The following is a 15,360-nucleotide window of genomic DNA, read 5'->3' on the forward strand; positions in this document are numbered from 1 at the left end:
GCAAACCAAGCATCATTGCTGGTGGTAATAAAGTATTTAGCGTGCGGTAAATCTTGCGCCAACTCGGCGCCAAACATCATCTCAAAACAAATCGACACACCTGCGGGCTGACCACCTAGTGTTAGTGGTTTTTGCGGCTGGTCCGCTGCACTGAACTGCGAAAATGGAAAGCCCAATTTTTGTGCTAAAGGCTCAATCAAACCCGAAAACGGGTAATATTCACCAAACATGACCAAATGACGTTTGCGATATTCTTGCTCAATATCTCGCAAATTGATCATCGCATTGTAATAACGCGAACCATCCGGTTCACGTGAAATTGTGCCGACCAATATATCGCGACTTTGCAATTGAGCATCCGCGATAAATTGACGCAAAACTGTATCGGCGGCGCGATCAAAATAACCGGGAATCGCCGTTTCCGGCCAAACAATCAAATCCGCGTCCAAATTGGTACGCGTCATGCCGACATAGCGACGCATCATCGGCACAAACTGTTCAGACTGCCACTTTTGATCTTGTGAAAAATTGCCTTGTAACAAAGCGACGTCAACCGGCTCATCGACCGGCGTGACCCATTGTGTTTTTTGCAGCACCCCACCAATCGGCCAGATAAAGGCCACCAATAAAGCGGCAGGTAAGGTTTGTTTATGCTGTACAAACCACACCATTAATCCAGCGGTGATCGCGACCACAAAACTGACACCTAATACACCGAACACGGTCGCATAACCATCCAGCCAAGTACCAAGATGAGAAGTCCCCATTAACATAAACGGCAAGCCGCCTAGAATACTGGAACGCACCCATTCCAATAATACCCAAGCGGCGGGGAACACCCAAAGCAAGCTGGCTCCAACGCGATTTGGATTATAGAAATAACGCCCTATTGCCCCAGCGAACGCGGGAAACAGCGCTAACAGAATCACGAAACCAGCCACCATGACTATCGAGCCAATTAAGCCAATTTCGGAATAGAAATAGATACTGGAAAACAACCAACTGGCACCAACGCCAAATTGGCCTAAACCAAACCACAAACCATACTTAAAGGCTTGCGATCGACTGGTAGAACGCCCCCACAACCAAAATAAACCGGCGAGTGAGATCAAAGCAAGCGGCGAAAACTCAAATGGCGCGAAACCGAAAACCGCGATGCCGCCCAATAGAGCGGCTAATAAGGCGAAGCGATCCGGCCATACCAGTTGTTTAAGTCGCGTAGCGGATTTCATTTAATCAATGATTCCTTCATCTTCCACGCGTTTAACCTGGAATAAATGTACACGGCGGCTGTCGGCTTTGAGCACCCGGAATAATAAGCCCTCCATCACAATCTCTTCGCCTTTTTGTGGTACATGCCCCATAGAAGTTGCAATTAAACCGCCCAATGTTTCAATATTGGATTCATTCTCAAACTCCACACCAAACTCTTCGCAAAAATCGCTTAAGGGTGTGATGGCTTTGACTGCAAACGAATCACCGACTTGAGCCTTGATATAAAGTTCTTCATCTTCGTCGTGTTCGTCTTCAATCTCACCAACAATTTGTTCTAACACATCTTCAATCGTCACCAGGCCGGCTAATCCAGCATACTCATCCACCACCAAAGCTAGGTGGTTGTGGCTGGTTTTAAATTCACGCAGTAGCACATTTAGACGTTTACTTTCGGGAATAAAAACCGGTTCACGATAAATGCTACGTAAGTCATCTTTATCGTTTAGCTGACCTTTTACCATCAAACGCAATACATCTTTAGCTAATAACACGCCGATGATTTCGTCTTTGCTTTCCGATACCACCGGATAGCGTGAGTGTGCCGATTCGGCAATTTCTTTTAAAATGGCATCGAGCGGTTGCGATTCATCAATCACATCCACTTGAGGCCGCGGCACCATAATATCGCGCACACGCGTTTCTGATACATCCAGTACACCCTGGATCATCAACAAGGCATCACTGTCGATTAAACCTTGTTTCTGTGCCTCTTTTAAAATTTCCAGTAAGTCTTCGCGATCTTCGGGTTCATCCGAAAACATCCGCGTAAAGCGTTCTAACCAAGATGAACCACTGCTACTACTGTCACTGTCACTCATGACGATTTTTTCTCTCCGTTGTTGAATTCTGTTTAGCGCTCAATCCGTCTGAATTGAGTTGGCCTAAGCCTGACGCTTTATGTCTTTTTAATAGGGATCATCATACCCAAGTTGCTGCATAATTTGGGTTTCTAAAGCTTCCATTTGCTCTGCTTCCGTATCCTCTATATGGTCGAAACCTTGTAAATGCAAGGTGCCATGAACCACCATATGCGCCCAATGTTCTTCGAGCGTTTTTTCTTGCGTCATGGCTTCTTCGATCACCACCGACGCACAAATCACCAGGTCACCTAAATAAATCGGCTCGTCGTCGGGTTGCACCAGGCCTGGTGGCAGCTCAAACTCAAACGACAACACATTGGTGGCGTAATCTTTGCCACGATAATCGTGATTTAACTGACGGCTTTCGTCGGCATCCACTACTCGAATGGTGAGCGCGACATCTTGCTGTTTTAAATCGCCCTGCAAGGCCGCCTCCACCCAAGTCTGACATTGAGCCTCGGTTGGCATCGCCTGTTGCTGGGTTCCCCATTGTAATTCGACTTCGGTCATAGCATTCTCATTTAGTTAATGGGGCGACCCTGACTTTCGTAGGCTTGAACAATGCGCTGAACCAAACTGTGACGCACCACATCTTGCGATTGAAAAAACGTAAAGCCGACTTCATCCACTTCCGCTAAGACTTCAATCGCATCCCGCAAGCCGGATTTTTGATGTTTCGGCAAATCACATTGGGTGATGTCGCCGGTAATCACCGACTTTGATCCAAACCCCATACGGGTTAAGAACATTTTCATCTGCTCGACCGTGGTATTCTGTGCTTCATCCAAAATAATAAAAGCTTCGTTTAAAGTGCGACCCCGCATAAAGGCTAAGGGCGCAATCTCAATCACATTTTTTTCGATTAGGCGTTCCACTGTTTCAAACCCCATCATCTCAAACAGCGCATCATAAAGCGGACGTAAATAAGGATCGACCTTTTGACTTAAATCACCGGGTAAAAACCCAAGTTTTTCACCGGCTTCAACCGCTGGACGCGTCAACACAATGCGTCTGACTTGTTCGGCTTCCAATGCAGCAACCGCACAAGCCACCGCCAAATAGGTTTTACCGGTTCCAGCTGGGCCAATACCAAAATTAACATCTTTTTCTTGCACTAATGTGACATAGTTTGATTGGTTCGGATTGCGGGTTTTGATAGGTTTACGGCGCACTTTAACAATCGCTTGCTGATAGTCGATCGGGCGTGCATCGTCAAAGCCTTGTGACTGCAAAGCCATATGAACATCGGCGGGCAATAAAGTTTTTTGACCGGCTTCTCTATAGAGATCACGGATCATCTGTTCAGTTTTAACTAATCGATCCGCTTGTCCGGTCACGCGAAATTGAAAACCTAGGTGATTAATTTCTACCCCCAGTTTTAATTCCATTTGACTGATATGCTGATTGTGCCAACCACAGAAACTCTGTAATTGCTCGTTCGACTCTGGCATCAGCTCAAAGTGAATGGTATGCAAAGTCGATGAGTTTGAACTCGAATGAGATTGTGTCAAATTAGGCTAACCTGCTTTTATTAAATAGCAATATGTAAACTCATTGTAAAACCGCGCTAAGCCAATCACAAGGCATAAAATTGTGGTGTCGCTAAGCCAGATTCCGGTGCGTTAACCACCTCACCACGTAACGAGTTACTTAGCGCTTCTTGGATTTTGACATCCACAAAGGTACCGATCATATCCAAATCACCAACAAAATTAACAACGCGATTACACTCAGTACGCCCCGCCATTTCACGATCCGACTTGCGAGATAAGCGTTCAACTAATACACGTTGAGTTGTACCAATCAAAGCTTCACTGTGCGCCAAAGTTTGCTGATTTAACAACTCTTGTAAGGCATATAAACGCTGCTTTTTAACGTCCATCGGCACATCGTCTGGCAAACTCGCGGCTGGCGTGCCTGGACGCGGGCTGTAAATAAAACTAAAGGAACGATCATACTTTAGCTCTTCAACCAATTTCATGGTGGCTTCAAAGTCGGCTTGGGTTTCACCCGGAAAACCAATAATAAAATCGCCTGACAGACTAAGATTAGGGCGCAGTGCTCTAACTTTACGAATGATGGACTTGTACTCTAGCGCTAAATGATTACGCTTCATTAAAGCTAAAATACGATCCGATCCAGACTGAATCGGCAAGTGTAAATGTGACACCAGTTCAGGAATTTCACCAAACGCGTTAATAATGTTTGTCGTCATTTCATTAGGATGTGAGGTGGTATAACGAATACGATCAATGCCTTCAATATTACGCACCGCATGCATTAACAAGGCTAGATCGGCGACATCACCATCGGCCATTTTGCCACGATAGGCATTGACATTTTGCCCTAACAAATTGACCTCGCGCACACCTTGCGAGGCTAAAGCGCGCACTTCGGCCAATACATCATCAAACGGACGACTGACTTCTTCGCCGCGTGTATAGGGCACCACACAAAACGTGCAATATTTTGAACAGCCTTCCATCACCGATACAAACGCCGACACACCCGACGACTCGGGCTTTGCTAAATGGTCAAACTTTTCGATTTCTGGGAACGAAATATCAATCACCGCTTTGGCCTTGCCATGTACCGAACGGGTGCCAAGCGCATCGTTAATCATTGCGGGTAAACGATGCAAGGTTTGTGGGCCAAAAATAACATCTACATAAGGCGCGCGTTTGCGAATCACTTTACCTTCTTGCGAGGCTACACAGCCGCCCACCCCAATCACACGATGCGGTTTTTCAGCTTTCCACTTCTTCCATTTACCTAACTCATCAAATACTTTTTCTTGCGCTTTTTCACGCACCGAACAGGTATTCATTAAGACGACATCCGCTTCTTCTGGCGAATCGACTAACCGCAAACCGTGGGTATTTTCGAGCAGGTTGGCCATTTTTTCAGAGTCGTATTCATTCATCTGACAGCCATAGGTTTTAATCAATAACCCACCGCCTACCAGCGATTTAGCTAAATCGCGGGGCAAGGCTATGTTGTCAATCAAGCTTTCAGCGGAAGAAGTCTGTGTCATAGCGATCCTTATAAAACATGAGGTTTCGTGTTAAAAAACAGGCAGTTACACCTAATAAAGTAACCGAAAAATAGCCGCGTAGTTTAGCATAAAACCAACTCCTAAAAATAAAAAACCACCGCAATCATGTCGGTGGCTAAATAAACAACGCCGACCACCAGGCCTGGTGGTCGCTTACGTTAAAAGGTTATGGCTTAATTAGACGCTTTTCGCTTGCTCTTTTTGCAGAATGAGCGGCAGCGTCTTAAGCACCGAATCGGGGTTTAAACTCATGGTTTCAATGCCAATTTCGACTAAGAATTCCGCCATTTCTGGATAGTCAGATGGCGCCTGGCCACACAAACCTATATGTTTGTGATTTCGTTTAGCCCCTTCTACGGCCCATTTAATCATCATTTTTACCCCATCATCCCGTTCATCATAAGATGAGGCCACCTTAGCCGAATCGCGATCCACCCCCAACACCAATTGGGTTAAATCGTTGGTGCCGATGGAAAAACCATCAAAGAATTCAGCAAATTGATCGATCAGCAAGACGTTGTTGGGAATTTCACACATCATATAAACTTGCAAACCGTTTTCACCGCGCTTTAAGCCATAACGTGCCATCACTTCTATGACTTGCTCGGCCTCATTCACTCGGCGACAGAACGGAATCATGACAATCACATTGTCCAGTCCCATAATGTCTCGTACACGCTTTATCGCCGCGCATTCGAGTGCAAAACTCGATTGGTAATCCGCATCAATATAACGCGCCGCACCTCGATAACCAATCATCGGGTTTTCTTCTTTTTGCTCGAAATATTCGCCAGCTAATAATGAGGCGTATTCATTCGATTTGAAATCCGACATACGCACCACAACTGGTCGCGGGTAAAAAGCCGCGCCGATAGTACCAATGCCTTCCGATAGCTTCTCAACAAAATAAGCCTGACCGTTTTCATACCCCTTAATTAAATCGGCAACCTGTTGACGCACGGCGTCATTTGCAATACGTTTTGGATAAAGTAAGGCTTGCGGATGTACTTTAATGCTTTCATTAATAATAAATTCCATGCGCGCCAAGCCCACACCCGCTACCGGTAAAAAGCTGTTTTGGAAAGCTAAATCCGGATTGCCTAAGTTCAACATCACATCGGTTTTTGGTTTGGCTAAACCCGACAAGTCGGTTTCGTGGATTTGATAATCCAGCTCACCCTCGTAAATATAACCAGTCTCCCCTTCAGCACAGGACACGGTGACCAAATCACCAGTTTTTAACTTTTCGGTCGCGACATCACACCCCACCACGGCTGGAATCCCGAGCTCGCGTGAAATAATCGCCGCGTGACAAGTACGCCCACCTCGGTTAGTAATAATGGCTGAAGCGATTTTCATCACAGGTTCCCAATCAGGTGTGGTGGTATCACTGACAAGGACTTCACCCGGCTTAAACTCGTGCAACTTATCAACCGATTCAATCACACGCACACGACCTACACCAATTTTCGCCCCCACCGCACGACCGGTGACTAAAGTCTGTTTATTCTTAGCGCTGAGCTCGTAAGTTTTTAATACCTGCCCAACCACTTGCGACGCCACCGTTTCTGGACGCGCCTGCACAATAAACAACTCACCCGTTAAGCCATCCTTAGCCCACTCCATATCCATGGGTTTATCGTAGCCAGCTTGCTTGGAATAATGCTCTTCAATTTTGATGGCATATTCCGCCAGTTTTAAGGCTTCTTGATCGTTAATACAAAAACGCGCACGCTCAGCTTTAACGGTGGGTACATTTTTTACCGCTTCTTTGGTATTACCCGTGGCATAGACCATTTTGATTTTTTTTGAACCTAAATGGCGTTTTAAAATGGCACGGAAACCTTGCTTAAAAGTGGGTTTATGCACAAAAAACTCATCGGGATCGACCGCGCCTTGCACCACGTTTTCGCCTAAACCAAATGCACCGGTAATAAACACGGCATCTTTAAAGCCGGTTTCGGTATCAATCGAAAACATCACGCCTGATGAAGCCAAATCAGAGCGCACCATTTGTTGCACCCCAATCGATAAAGCCACCGAAAAGTGATCAAAGCCTTGATCAATTCGATAATGAATCGCGCGATCGGTAAACAAACTCGCAAAACAACGTTTACAAGCATCTAAAAAAGCCGCTTCGCCACGAATGTTTAGATAGGTATCCTGCTGACCGGCAAAACTGGCGGTGGGTAAATCTTCCGCAGTTGCCGAACTGCGCACCGCCAAACTAATTTGCTCACCACATTGCTCGCGCAAATCTGCATAAGCCGCTAATATTTCGCTCACTAGATCGGCTGGCAACTCAGCACGATATATCAGTTGACGTGCTTTTAGTCCACGCTGGCTTAAATCGGTGACATGCCCGGTTAAACCACCGATTAGATTTTTTAATTCGGCCCAAATGCCATTGGCTTCCAGCACATATCGATAAGCGTCGGCTGTGATCGCAAAACCATTTGGTACGGGTACACCATTAGGTACAAGGGTTTGGTACATTTCGCCTAAGGAGGCGTTTTTGCCGCCAACCAACGGAATATCATCAATCCCCAGTTCTTCAAAAAACCGAATATATTTGTACGTGGCCATAGGACTCCCCCTTCTGATTTTGTCTTTAAGCTGGCTTTTTATCCATGCAATCCATTGCCATTTTGACTACTGCTAATTCGCTGGAAAGCCGATAAATCAAACGCCGGTAAAATAGCGAGTAATTTATCGAAAATATCCGATTGAATTTTTTCGTAGTTCAGCCAATTTTTGTCCGCACTAAAACAATAAACCTCAATCGGCAAACCGACCTCGGTCGGTTGCAACTGACGCACCATCACCATCAAGCGTTGATTAATTTGCGCATGATTACGCAATATCCATTCAATATAACCTCGATAGAGTGCTGAGTTGGTCAAATCCGGTTGATCTATATCAACAAATGTCTGTTCGTTAAAAAAACGCTGTAAGCTCGGGTTCGCTTTAAAGCGTGACAGTTCAGCTTCATCCACAAACCGAACAGTATGAATATCTAATAAAATCGAGCGTTTAATACGGCGCCCACCCGACTCTTGCATCGCGCGCCAGTTTTTAAACGAATCTGAAATCAACGCATAGGTCGGCAAGGTGGTGACGGTGTTATCCCAGTTGCGCACTTTAACGGTGGTTAAAGCCACCTCAATCACGTTACCGTCGGCACCATATTTAGGCATTTCAATCCAATCGCCTTTCGCCACCATACGGTTAGCGGCGATTTGAATACTGGCAACAAATCCTAAAATCGCATCTCTAAACACCAACAATAAAACCGCCGTTAACGCCCCCAAACCACTTAATAAAAACGCCGGAGAGGAACCGATAATGGTGCTGACCGATAAAATTGTCACCACAATGAAGGTCACTAATTTAAGCAACTGCGAAATTACTTTATAAGGCAAATTAGACGATTCAAAACGCAATGCATAAATCGCGGTCAGCAGATTAATTAAGGCCGCCACCGTCAAGCCAATAAAGCCATACAAATACAACCAAGTCACTTTGGAAGCGATGAGTTCCAACGTCGGCCAAGCACCAAAGAAAAACGACACCAACACAATTAACAAAATAGCCGGCACCAAATGCGCAATATGACTCGACAAAGCGCGACGTTCGAGTTTAGTTGCTTCTAAGGTCACCCCATCCATGCGTTCAATGGTGCGATTAATCAGAGGTTTTAAACCTCGACGAGAGAAATAAAAACTCAATAATACAAACAGCAACACACTGCTTAGGGTTAAACCTAGTACCAATGGCGACTGCCAGCTCGGATGCAGATTGACTGCATTCAGCCATTGGGCGAAATAATCACCTAACATACACGTCCTTTGTTTGATGGGATGTTTGAAAGGATAAGCACCAGGCCTGGTGCTTATCCTTCGCATAATTAATTAGCTATTCTAGAGGGTCGGTTTGGATTATCAAGCCGAAGTTGTGAAACTATTGCGCATATCACAACCACAGTCATCGGCTTTGCCGGCCATTAGCGGTTAGGTAGGGTTTTTAAAAATGGCTGAGATAAGGCAGTTTATTACCCGATGCCATCACAATTTTGTAGGCCGAACGCACATTTTTTTCATCCAGCGTTAAGTGTGAGAGTGCATAGTCGCGTGAACTTTTAAGTTCATCACTGACATAGTGTTTGCCCATCGCCGAACAGGCCACATAATCACTTAACATCATCAATAAACCCATGTTGCAGATTTTGTTATGAGTTTGTTTGATTTCGGGGCTGATATGGCGAGAATGATGAAGCAAAATGCCCTTATAGACTTCCGGCTCCATTTGCCACTTTTTGGCAATCACGACCCCGACTTCGCAATGCGAGGTATGAAAAGTGGCTAACTCTTGATCATGGGCCGTATAAGGCAAGGACAAAGATTTTTTAAAGATATGTTTGTAAGCTTCTGGATCGACTTTAGATAAAAACACGGCACCAATATTTTGCATCAATCCAGCCAAATAAGCTTCTGAACGACTAATACCATCAATGCTATCCGACAATTCAGCCGCGGCTAAACCGGCATTCATGCCGTGCATCATAATGCTGTATTCAAGCGGGTTATTTTCATGAAAGCGGATCATAATCGCCGAAACAAACAAATCGTAGACTTGATCGATACCGATCAGCTTTAAGATGGTGCCAATTTTCATCAGCTGGTCAATCGATTTTTTGGGATAAGCCAGGCGCGCAATTTTAATAAAAATCGCCAACACTTCCGCATTACGCTTAATTAAAACTTCGATTTTAGCCAAGTTGGGGTGCAAACAATTGAGCTCATCGCGCACCATAATCAGCTCGGGTGGCAAATGATCGACATACACATTTTGCAACAGCTTAATCGCTTCATTGAGTCGGCTTTCTAAATGCTCCGACATTTTGGCCTTGTCCGGCACACAAGTGTGGGTTAAAAGGCTATCAACATCGAACTTATCAAACACCAACTGTTCGTGCATCGGACGCAAGGCATCGTCTAAATTAACAATACGGGCGCCATAAAAAGTCACCTCATCGCGCTGACGCACCGAGGTGATGACTAAAGCCGCAATTCGATAGGTTTTACCCTGCTGAGATAAGATTTGCACATTGGCATACAACTTATCTTTGCGAATGGTCTCAATGGTTTCAGTGGTACTAAACGACACCCCTTCTAACGAAATATCGTAACCACTAAATGACACCCCATTCAGCGTGACAGTAAAGGTTCGCTGAAAACGCGGATACTTGCGCTTCTCAGACAACCCCGGCTGATCTTGTGATGTCTGTTCCGTTGAATTGAGGGTTGGCGCCATCTTGATATCTGCTTTTTATAATATTTATACATACTAATACACTTGGTTAATCTAGCAGACTTCCCTAACACAAAACAGATCAAACCCTAATCTGATGCGCTTAAAGTATTGATATAAGGCATAATAAATTTTATACAAGCCAATCTATGCTGCGTTTCTGCTTACTCCGTCACCTCAACCCACTCATCCATGTCGGTAAAATACAACACCCATTTCTGTGGCCGTTGTTCAAGCGCCTTAAATAAAGTGCCATATCGCGCAAGTTGAGGCCGGTATTGGTCAACCAAGCCTTGCAAATAATGGCTGCGTTCCGCTGGATGATCTTGACTGGTTTTATAATCAACAATCCAACGCACGCCATCGGCGACAAAAGTTCGATCCACAATATGGTTTTCAATCACCTCAAACTTGGAGGTCAGCGCTAATTCGGTAGCGGATTCTTCGTGTTGATTGTCCAACGCCCACTGCATTTTGGGATGATTTAAGGCGTTACTCATGGAAGCTTGCACACGTTTGACGGCTTGATCCAAGTCCGATTCACGCACCCCCGCTTGAGCCAACAACTGGCGATAAAGTGCGCTGGAATCGGTCACTCTTTGTGACGACCAGGCCTGCAAACCCTGTTTAACCACTTGCTCTAACAACGCATGCACCAAGTTGCCGACTTTACGCGCGGTTAAACCCGCCCATAAGGCCGCGGCTTTGTCTTGAGTTGTTTCGCTTTCTAAAGTGTTCGCCTCTGACCAACGCTCTTGCGTTTCTAGGCTAGTGCGCCCTGAGTGTTTATCAAGCGACACTCGATTTTCAGCTCGCCAAGCTAAGGGGTCAATGCGGGTTAAAGGTAAACGTTTTACTTTGGGAATAAAACGCTCAGAGGCATCCAACGGTTTGTCCACCGAATCCTGTTGTGCTTCCAAGCGTTTAGTTTCTGGCTCAACCAACGCATTAAACGCGGGTTTCACCACCTTCCACAAGGGCATCAATAAGCTATTCGCTTGCGGATCGGGCGCTTCTAAAAAACTACTATCTTGATCAAGCTGTTTTTTCAACTGGCTAGAACTTAAATTCACCGAGCCAAATAAATGCAATTCCGATTCCGCACGCGTGGCGGCGACATATAATAAACGCGCATCTTCAAAACTTTGTTTTTGTTGCTCGACTTGGCCAATCAATTGGTTAAGCGGCGAACTCGCCTCGCCTTTTTGGTCTAAAGGCGCGAGTACCAAACCATCGCCTTCGTCACAGGCAAACTCCAACCAACTCACCAACGACTTATCATCCGAGCGTGGTTTTTTGCCTAATGACGGCAAAATCACGGTATCAAACTGCAAACCTTTGGATTTATGCATGGTCATTAACTGTACTTTTTGCGCGTGTGCAGAGCTGTCGCCGCTGGCATAAAGTTTGGTTACCCATTCATCCAACTTGGTTTGGTTTAACACCTCGGCATCCCACTGTGCCAAGCCTTCAAAAAAGGCTTGGGTGTTTTCGAGCTCTACTTCTGACTCCAGTGATAACGGCCCGCCCAGCGACAACCAGGCCTGGTGCACCAAACGCGAAAAAGGCTGCGAACCTAAGTGTTGCAAGGTTTTTTCCAGCACCAACCAGGCCTGGTGCAAACGTGTTTGCCCGGCTTCCGTTAGACTTGACCAGGCCTGGTGGTCACTGAGAAGCTGCGTTAACGGTGCGTAAAGTTTGGTTTTGTCTTCACCACATAAGGCATATAAATCGGCCAAATCCAGCCCGATAAATGGCGTGCGCAACAAAGCTAACCAAGCCCCGCGATCACTCGCATGTAATAAGGCACGACTTAACGCCAGCAAATCTTGAATTTCTTGGCGTTCATTTAAGGCTTCGAGTTCAACCGCACGAAACGCGATATTCTGCTGCTTTAAACCCAGTGCCAAACGCGCCAAATGTGAACGCGAACGCCCTAATACTGCGATGCTTTTGGGCTGGTCATCGGCGCCAAAATCCACCAGCTTTTGCTGAATCAAACTTACAATTTGATCGACTTCGTCTTGCGGGGTTTGGTTTAAAGCCCAGTGACTAAACACCGCGGTTTGCGATTGATCATTCGCCTCGGCTTTAGGGGACGCTTTGGCGTGTTCGTATTTAACCGCGCCCAATACCAATTGGTTTTGCTTGGGAAACACTTGTTTAAACGTATCATTAAACCAGCGCACCAAACTGGCGTTGGAACGAAAGTTAATCGTCAGGTTGAGCGGGTTCAAATTAACTGGCAAAGCCTCACCCTGCCAAGCTTGCAAAAAGTTGCCGACTTCGGCTTCACGAAACCGATAAATCGACTGCATGGGGTCGCCAACAATAAACAAGGTACGGCCATCATCGACTTGCCAGCCGCGCAATAATTTCTTTAATAAATCAAACTGCGCCACGCTGGTATCTTGAAACTCATCAATTAATAAATGCTGTAGTTGATAGTCCAACTGCAAAGCCAAATCGGTCGGACTGTCTTCGTCACCCAGGGCTTGCGCCGCGGCTTGAGCGATTTCAATAAAATCAGCCTGCCCAGCGGTTTTAAACGCCAAGGTTAAATGCGCGACCGCATGTTTTAGCAAGGTAATCACATGCTCCAACGCCTGCCACTGATTGTCGGAATAATAGGGTTCTGGCAAACGCCCTAAGTTGACGAGTGCCTGAATCGATTCGTGATTTAAACTCGCACTTAAATCCGCCAACACGCCAATCATTTGTTCTTTTTTGGCTTTATCGCTGGTCGGAAAACCATTCGCTACCGTCACGGTTTTACGTAAATCAGGTTTTTGCGTCAAAACAAAACTGGCCAGTTCACGCCAAGCGCCAATGTCCGACAAATCAGCGGTTAATGGCCAATTGGCTTTGGCCAAGTGGCTTAAATTAAGCTCCGGTTTATTCGACAAGGCATAGGCCGCTAGCTCCGGTAACGCCGCGCCAGTTTCTAACAGCGGGCCAAGCTTCATGCTGGCTTGCGCGAGTTCGGCCTGCACCAATTGCGCTAACGCGGCTTGCATGCTATCGCGCCCGCCCGCGCTTAAAATTAAGCGCATCCATTGGTCGCGTTTTTTTAACATGCTGACCAACAGGTTTTCGGCGCGCGCATAACGCCCGTTCACCAAACTCAGCAAGGCCGCGGTTTCTTGCTGTACTGCGTCAGATCGCAAGACCGCGCGCGCGGCTTCGACATAAAGCGCATCATTATTTTCGTTTAAACGCGGCTGGGTACCTAACTTAGATAAAAACGGCATTTGCTGCACTAAATAACCGTTCATCGAATCCAAGGTACGAATTCTCAACCGATTTGGGTTATCCAACAAACGCCAGCCTTGCTGCTGATCGCGTTCCAACACCATACGCGCGAGTTGCCAGGTGTTAAAATCATAGGCTTCGTCACTTGGGCTTTGTGTGAGTAAACCAAGTTTTAATGCACCCAACACACGCTCGCGCATTTCGGCGGCGGCCTTTTTGGTAAAGGTCATCGCCACGACTTGTTCGGGGGATTCAACACGGGTTAAGAGCGATAAAAAACGTTGGGTTAATAAGGCGGTTTTCCCTGAACCCGCCGGAGCTTGTACAATAAATGAACGGGTCGGGTCAATCGCTTCTAAACGCTGTTCGCCATCATCTAATTCGGCATCCAGCTTTAAGTTTGGATTCCATGGGTTATGAATACTCATGCGCTGGCCTCCTCCGAATCGGTATCCAAATCAAAGGCGCCGATTTGGGTTTGCACTTCGGGCTTGCGTAACGCCAATAAACTTGGCGAATAGACTAAATCCGTGTCTTTTTCGTACCACATAGGCGCAAACCCGCGTTTAACGTCTTGCGCCAACTGGGTAACTTGATCTTGTAAGAAATTCAAAAAGTCCGGCCAGCTCACATCCTGCCAATCGCCTTTTTGCGAAATTCGGCTCCAAGCGCGTTCGCCTTTGCCGATTAAATCCGTGTCTTCACTAATCACACTCCAGCGCACACCTTTATCAGAACTTAATAAACCATAACCCAAACCGGCCACTTCAGACTGTTGCAAGCCGGCTACCGCGAGCAGATAAACCGCCAACTGCGGCGCACGAATAGGCTCTTTGAGTAAATCATTCAAACTGGCGTGGCCGGTTTTATAGTCTATTAATACCTGACCAATGTCGGTCTCATCAATGCGGTCAATTGAAATGCGGAATTTAATCTGTGCGATTTCCAGCTCCAAGCCCAACTCGGTTTCAACCACTTTAAAGGACGTTGGCCGCGCTTTTTCCAACGCCATCCATTCTTGCAACACGCCCAGCATGCGGGCTTTTTCGAGTGCGACATAACTGGGTGCAAAGCGTTTTTCTAGCGGTTCAAATTCAGCATCTAACAAGCTTTGTAAACGTTGTGTTAAGGCCGCCTCATCCATCGCAAGCAACGCCACCTGAGTTTCAGTTTGTTGCCAAAAATGTTCTAACACCGAATGCATAATCGAACCTTGGTCGGTGCTTGCCAAGCCGTCTTCGACCGATTGCAAACCATATTTGGCGCCTAATCGATAATCCATAAACGCCATCAGCGGGCATTTCATTTGCGCACTTAACATTCCCGAACCACCTGGAACCAACACGCCATTGGCGACTTCCGGCGCTTGATAATCTTCTTGCATGTCACAAGCCGGCCTTAAGCACCAGGCCTGGTGGGCGGTGGAATGTACATTTAAAGCCTGATAACTCGGCCAACGTTCGAGCTCAATCAACGGGCTAGGCATCGACACCGCTTCGCCTTTTTGTTTGGCAAAACTCATGACCACCTGCTGGGCACTGTCGCTTAAACGCGCGGTTAAACGCCGTGCGTATTCAAGCTCGCGCTCCGCATCACATCGCGGCAACT

10 protein-coding genes are annotated in these 15,360 nt (G+C 46.4%); all 10 read right to left on the reverse strand.

The window, feature by feature from the left end:
• Positions 1-1,232, reverse strand: a 1,232-nt coding sequence (gene lnt, locus VIM91_RS10020) for an apolipoprotein N-acyltransferase (protein WP_331864681.1), incomplete at its 3' end; no start/stop codon positions are given.
• Positions 1,233-2,093 (reverse strand): HlyC/CorC family transporter, encoded by an 861-nt coding sequence (locus VIM91_RS10025; RefSeq protein WP_331864682.1) that lies wholly within the window; start codon positions 2,091-2,093, stop codon positions 1,233-1,235.
• 87 nt (positions 2,094-2,180) lie between these two features.
• A complete protein-coding gene (gene ybeY / locus VIM91_RS10030; protein WP_331864683.1) occupies positions 2,181-2,645 on the reverse strand; it encodes an rRNA maturation RNase YbeY in 465 nt (154 codons plus the stop codon).
• Between the two features lie 11 nt (positions 2,646-2,656).
• Positions 2,657-3,586 carry a PhoH family protein gene (locus VIM91_RS10035; RefSeq protein WP_331864690.1) on the reverse strand — a complete coding sequence of 310 codons (930 nt, stop codon included), beginning with the start codon at positions 3,584-3,586 and terminating at the stop codon, positions 2,657-2,659.
• 125 nt (positions 3,587-3,711) lie between these two features.
• Positions 3,712-5,169 (reverse strand): tRNA (N6-isopentenyl adenosine(37)-C2)-methylthiotransferase MiaB, encoded by a 1,458-nt coding sequence (miaB, locus tag VIM91_RS10040; protein WP_331864684.1) that lies wholly within the window; start codon positions 5,167-5,169, stop codon positions 3,712-3,714.
• Positions 5,170-5,367: 198 nt separating this feature from the next.
• Entirely contained in the window at positions 5,368-7,776 is a 2,409-nt protein-coding gene (gene ppsA / locus VIM91_RS10045) for a phosphoenolpyruvate synthase (RefSeq protein ID WP_331864685.1), read from the reverse strand.
• A 38-nt stretch (positions 7,777-7,814) separates the two neighbouring features.
• Positions 7,815-9,029 (reverse strand): mechanosensitive ion channel family protein, encoded by a 1,215-nt coding sequence (locus VIM91_RS10050; RefSeq protein ID WP_331864686.1) that lies wholly within the window; start codon positions 9,027-9,029, stop codon positions 7,815-7,817.
• Positions 9,030-9,213: 184 nt separating this feature from the next.
• Positions 9,214-10,503, reverse strand: a complete 1,290-nt coding sequence (locus tag VIM91_RS10055; RefSeq protein ID WP_331864687.1) for an HDOD domain-containing protein — start codon at positions 10,501-10,503, stop codon at positions 9,214-9,216.
• A 161-nt stretch (positions 10,504-10,664) separates the two neighbouring features.
• Positions 10,665-14,180 carry a UvrD-helicase domain-containing protein gene (locus VIM91_RS10060; RefSeq protein ID WP_331864688.1) on the reverse strand — a complete coding sequence of 1,172 codons (3,516 nt, stop codon included), beginning with the start codon at positions 14,178-14,180 and terminating at the stop codon, positions 10,665-10,667.
• Positions 14,177-15,360: PD-(D/E)XK nuclease family protein (locus VIM91_RS10065; protein ID WP_331864689.1), on the reverse strand; the 1,184-nt coding region annotated here is incomplete at its 5' end. The genes VIM91_RS10060 and VIM91_RS10065, both read right to left, overlap by 4 nt.

It is taken from the genome of Thiomicrospira sp., from assembly GCF_036568485.1.
Taxonomy (GTDB): Bacteria; Pseudomonadota; Gammaproteobacteria; order Thiomicrospirales; family Thiomicrospiraceae; genus Thiomicrospira.

What these genes read in the sequence shown, in the direction of transcription:
- miaB (WP_331864684.1), bottom strand. Translation starts at nt 5,169, where the DNA reads ATGACACAGACTTCTTCCGCTGAAAGCTTGATTGACAACATAGCCTTG.
- ybeY (WP_331864683.1), bottom strand. Translation starts at nt 2,645, where the DNA reads ATGACCGAAGTCGAATTACAATGGGGAACCCAGCAACAGGCGATGCCA.
- VIM91_RS10050 (WP_331864686.1), bottom strand. Translation starts at nt 9,029, where the DNA reads ATGTTAGGTGATTATTTCGCCCAATGGCTGAATGCAGTCAATCTGCAT.
- ppsA (WP_331864685.1), bottom strand. Translation starts at nt 7,776, where the DNA reads ATGGCCACGTACAAATATATTCGGTTTTTTGAAGAACTGGGGATTGAT.
- VIM91_RS10035 (WP_331864690.1), bottom strand. Translation starts at nt 3,586, where the DNA reads ATGCCAGAGTCGAACGAGCAATTACAGAGTTTCTGTGGTTGGCACAAT.
- VIM91_RS10025 (WP_331864682.1), bottom strand. Translation starts at nt 2,093, where the DNA reads ATGAGTGACAGTGACAGTAGTAGCAGTGGTTCATCTTGGTTAGAACGC.
- VIM91_RS10060 (WP_331864688.1), bottom strand. Translation starts at nt 14,180, where the DNA reads ATGAGTATTCATAACCCATGGAATCCAAACTTAAAGCTGGATGCCGAA.
- VIM91_RS10055 (WP_331864687.1), bottom strand. Translation starts at nt 10,503, where the DNA reads ATGGCGCCAACCCTCAATTCAACGGAACAGACATCACAAGATCAGCCG.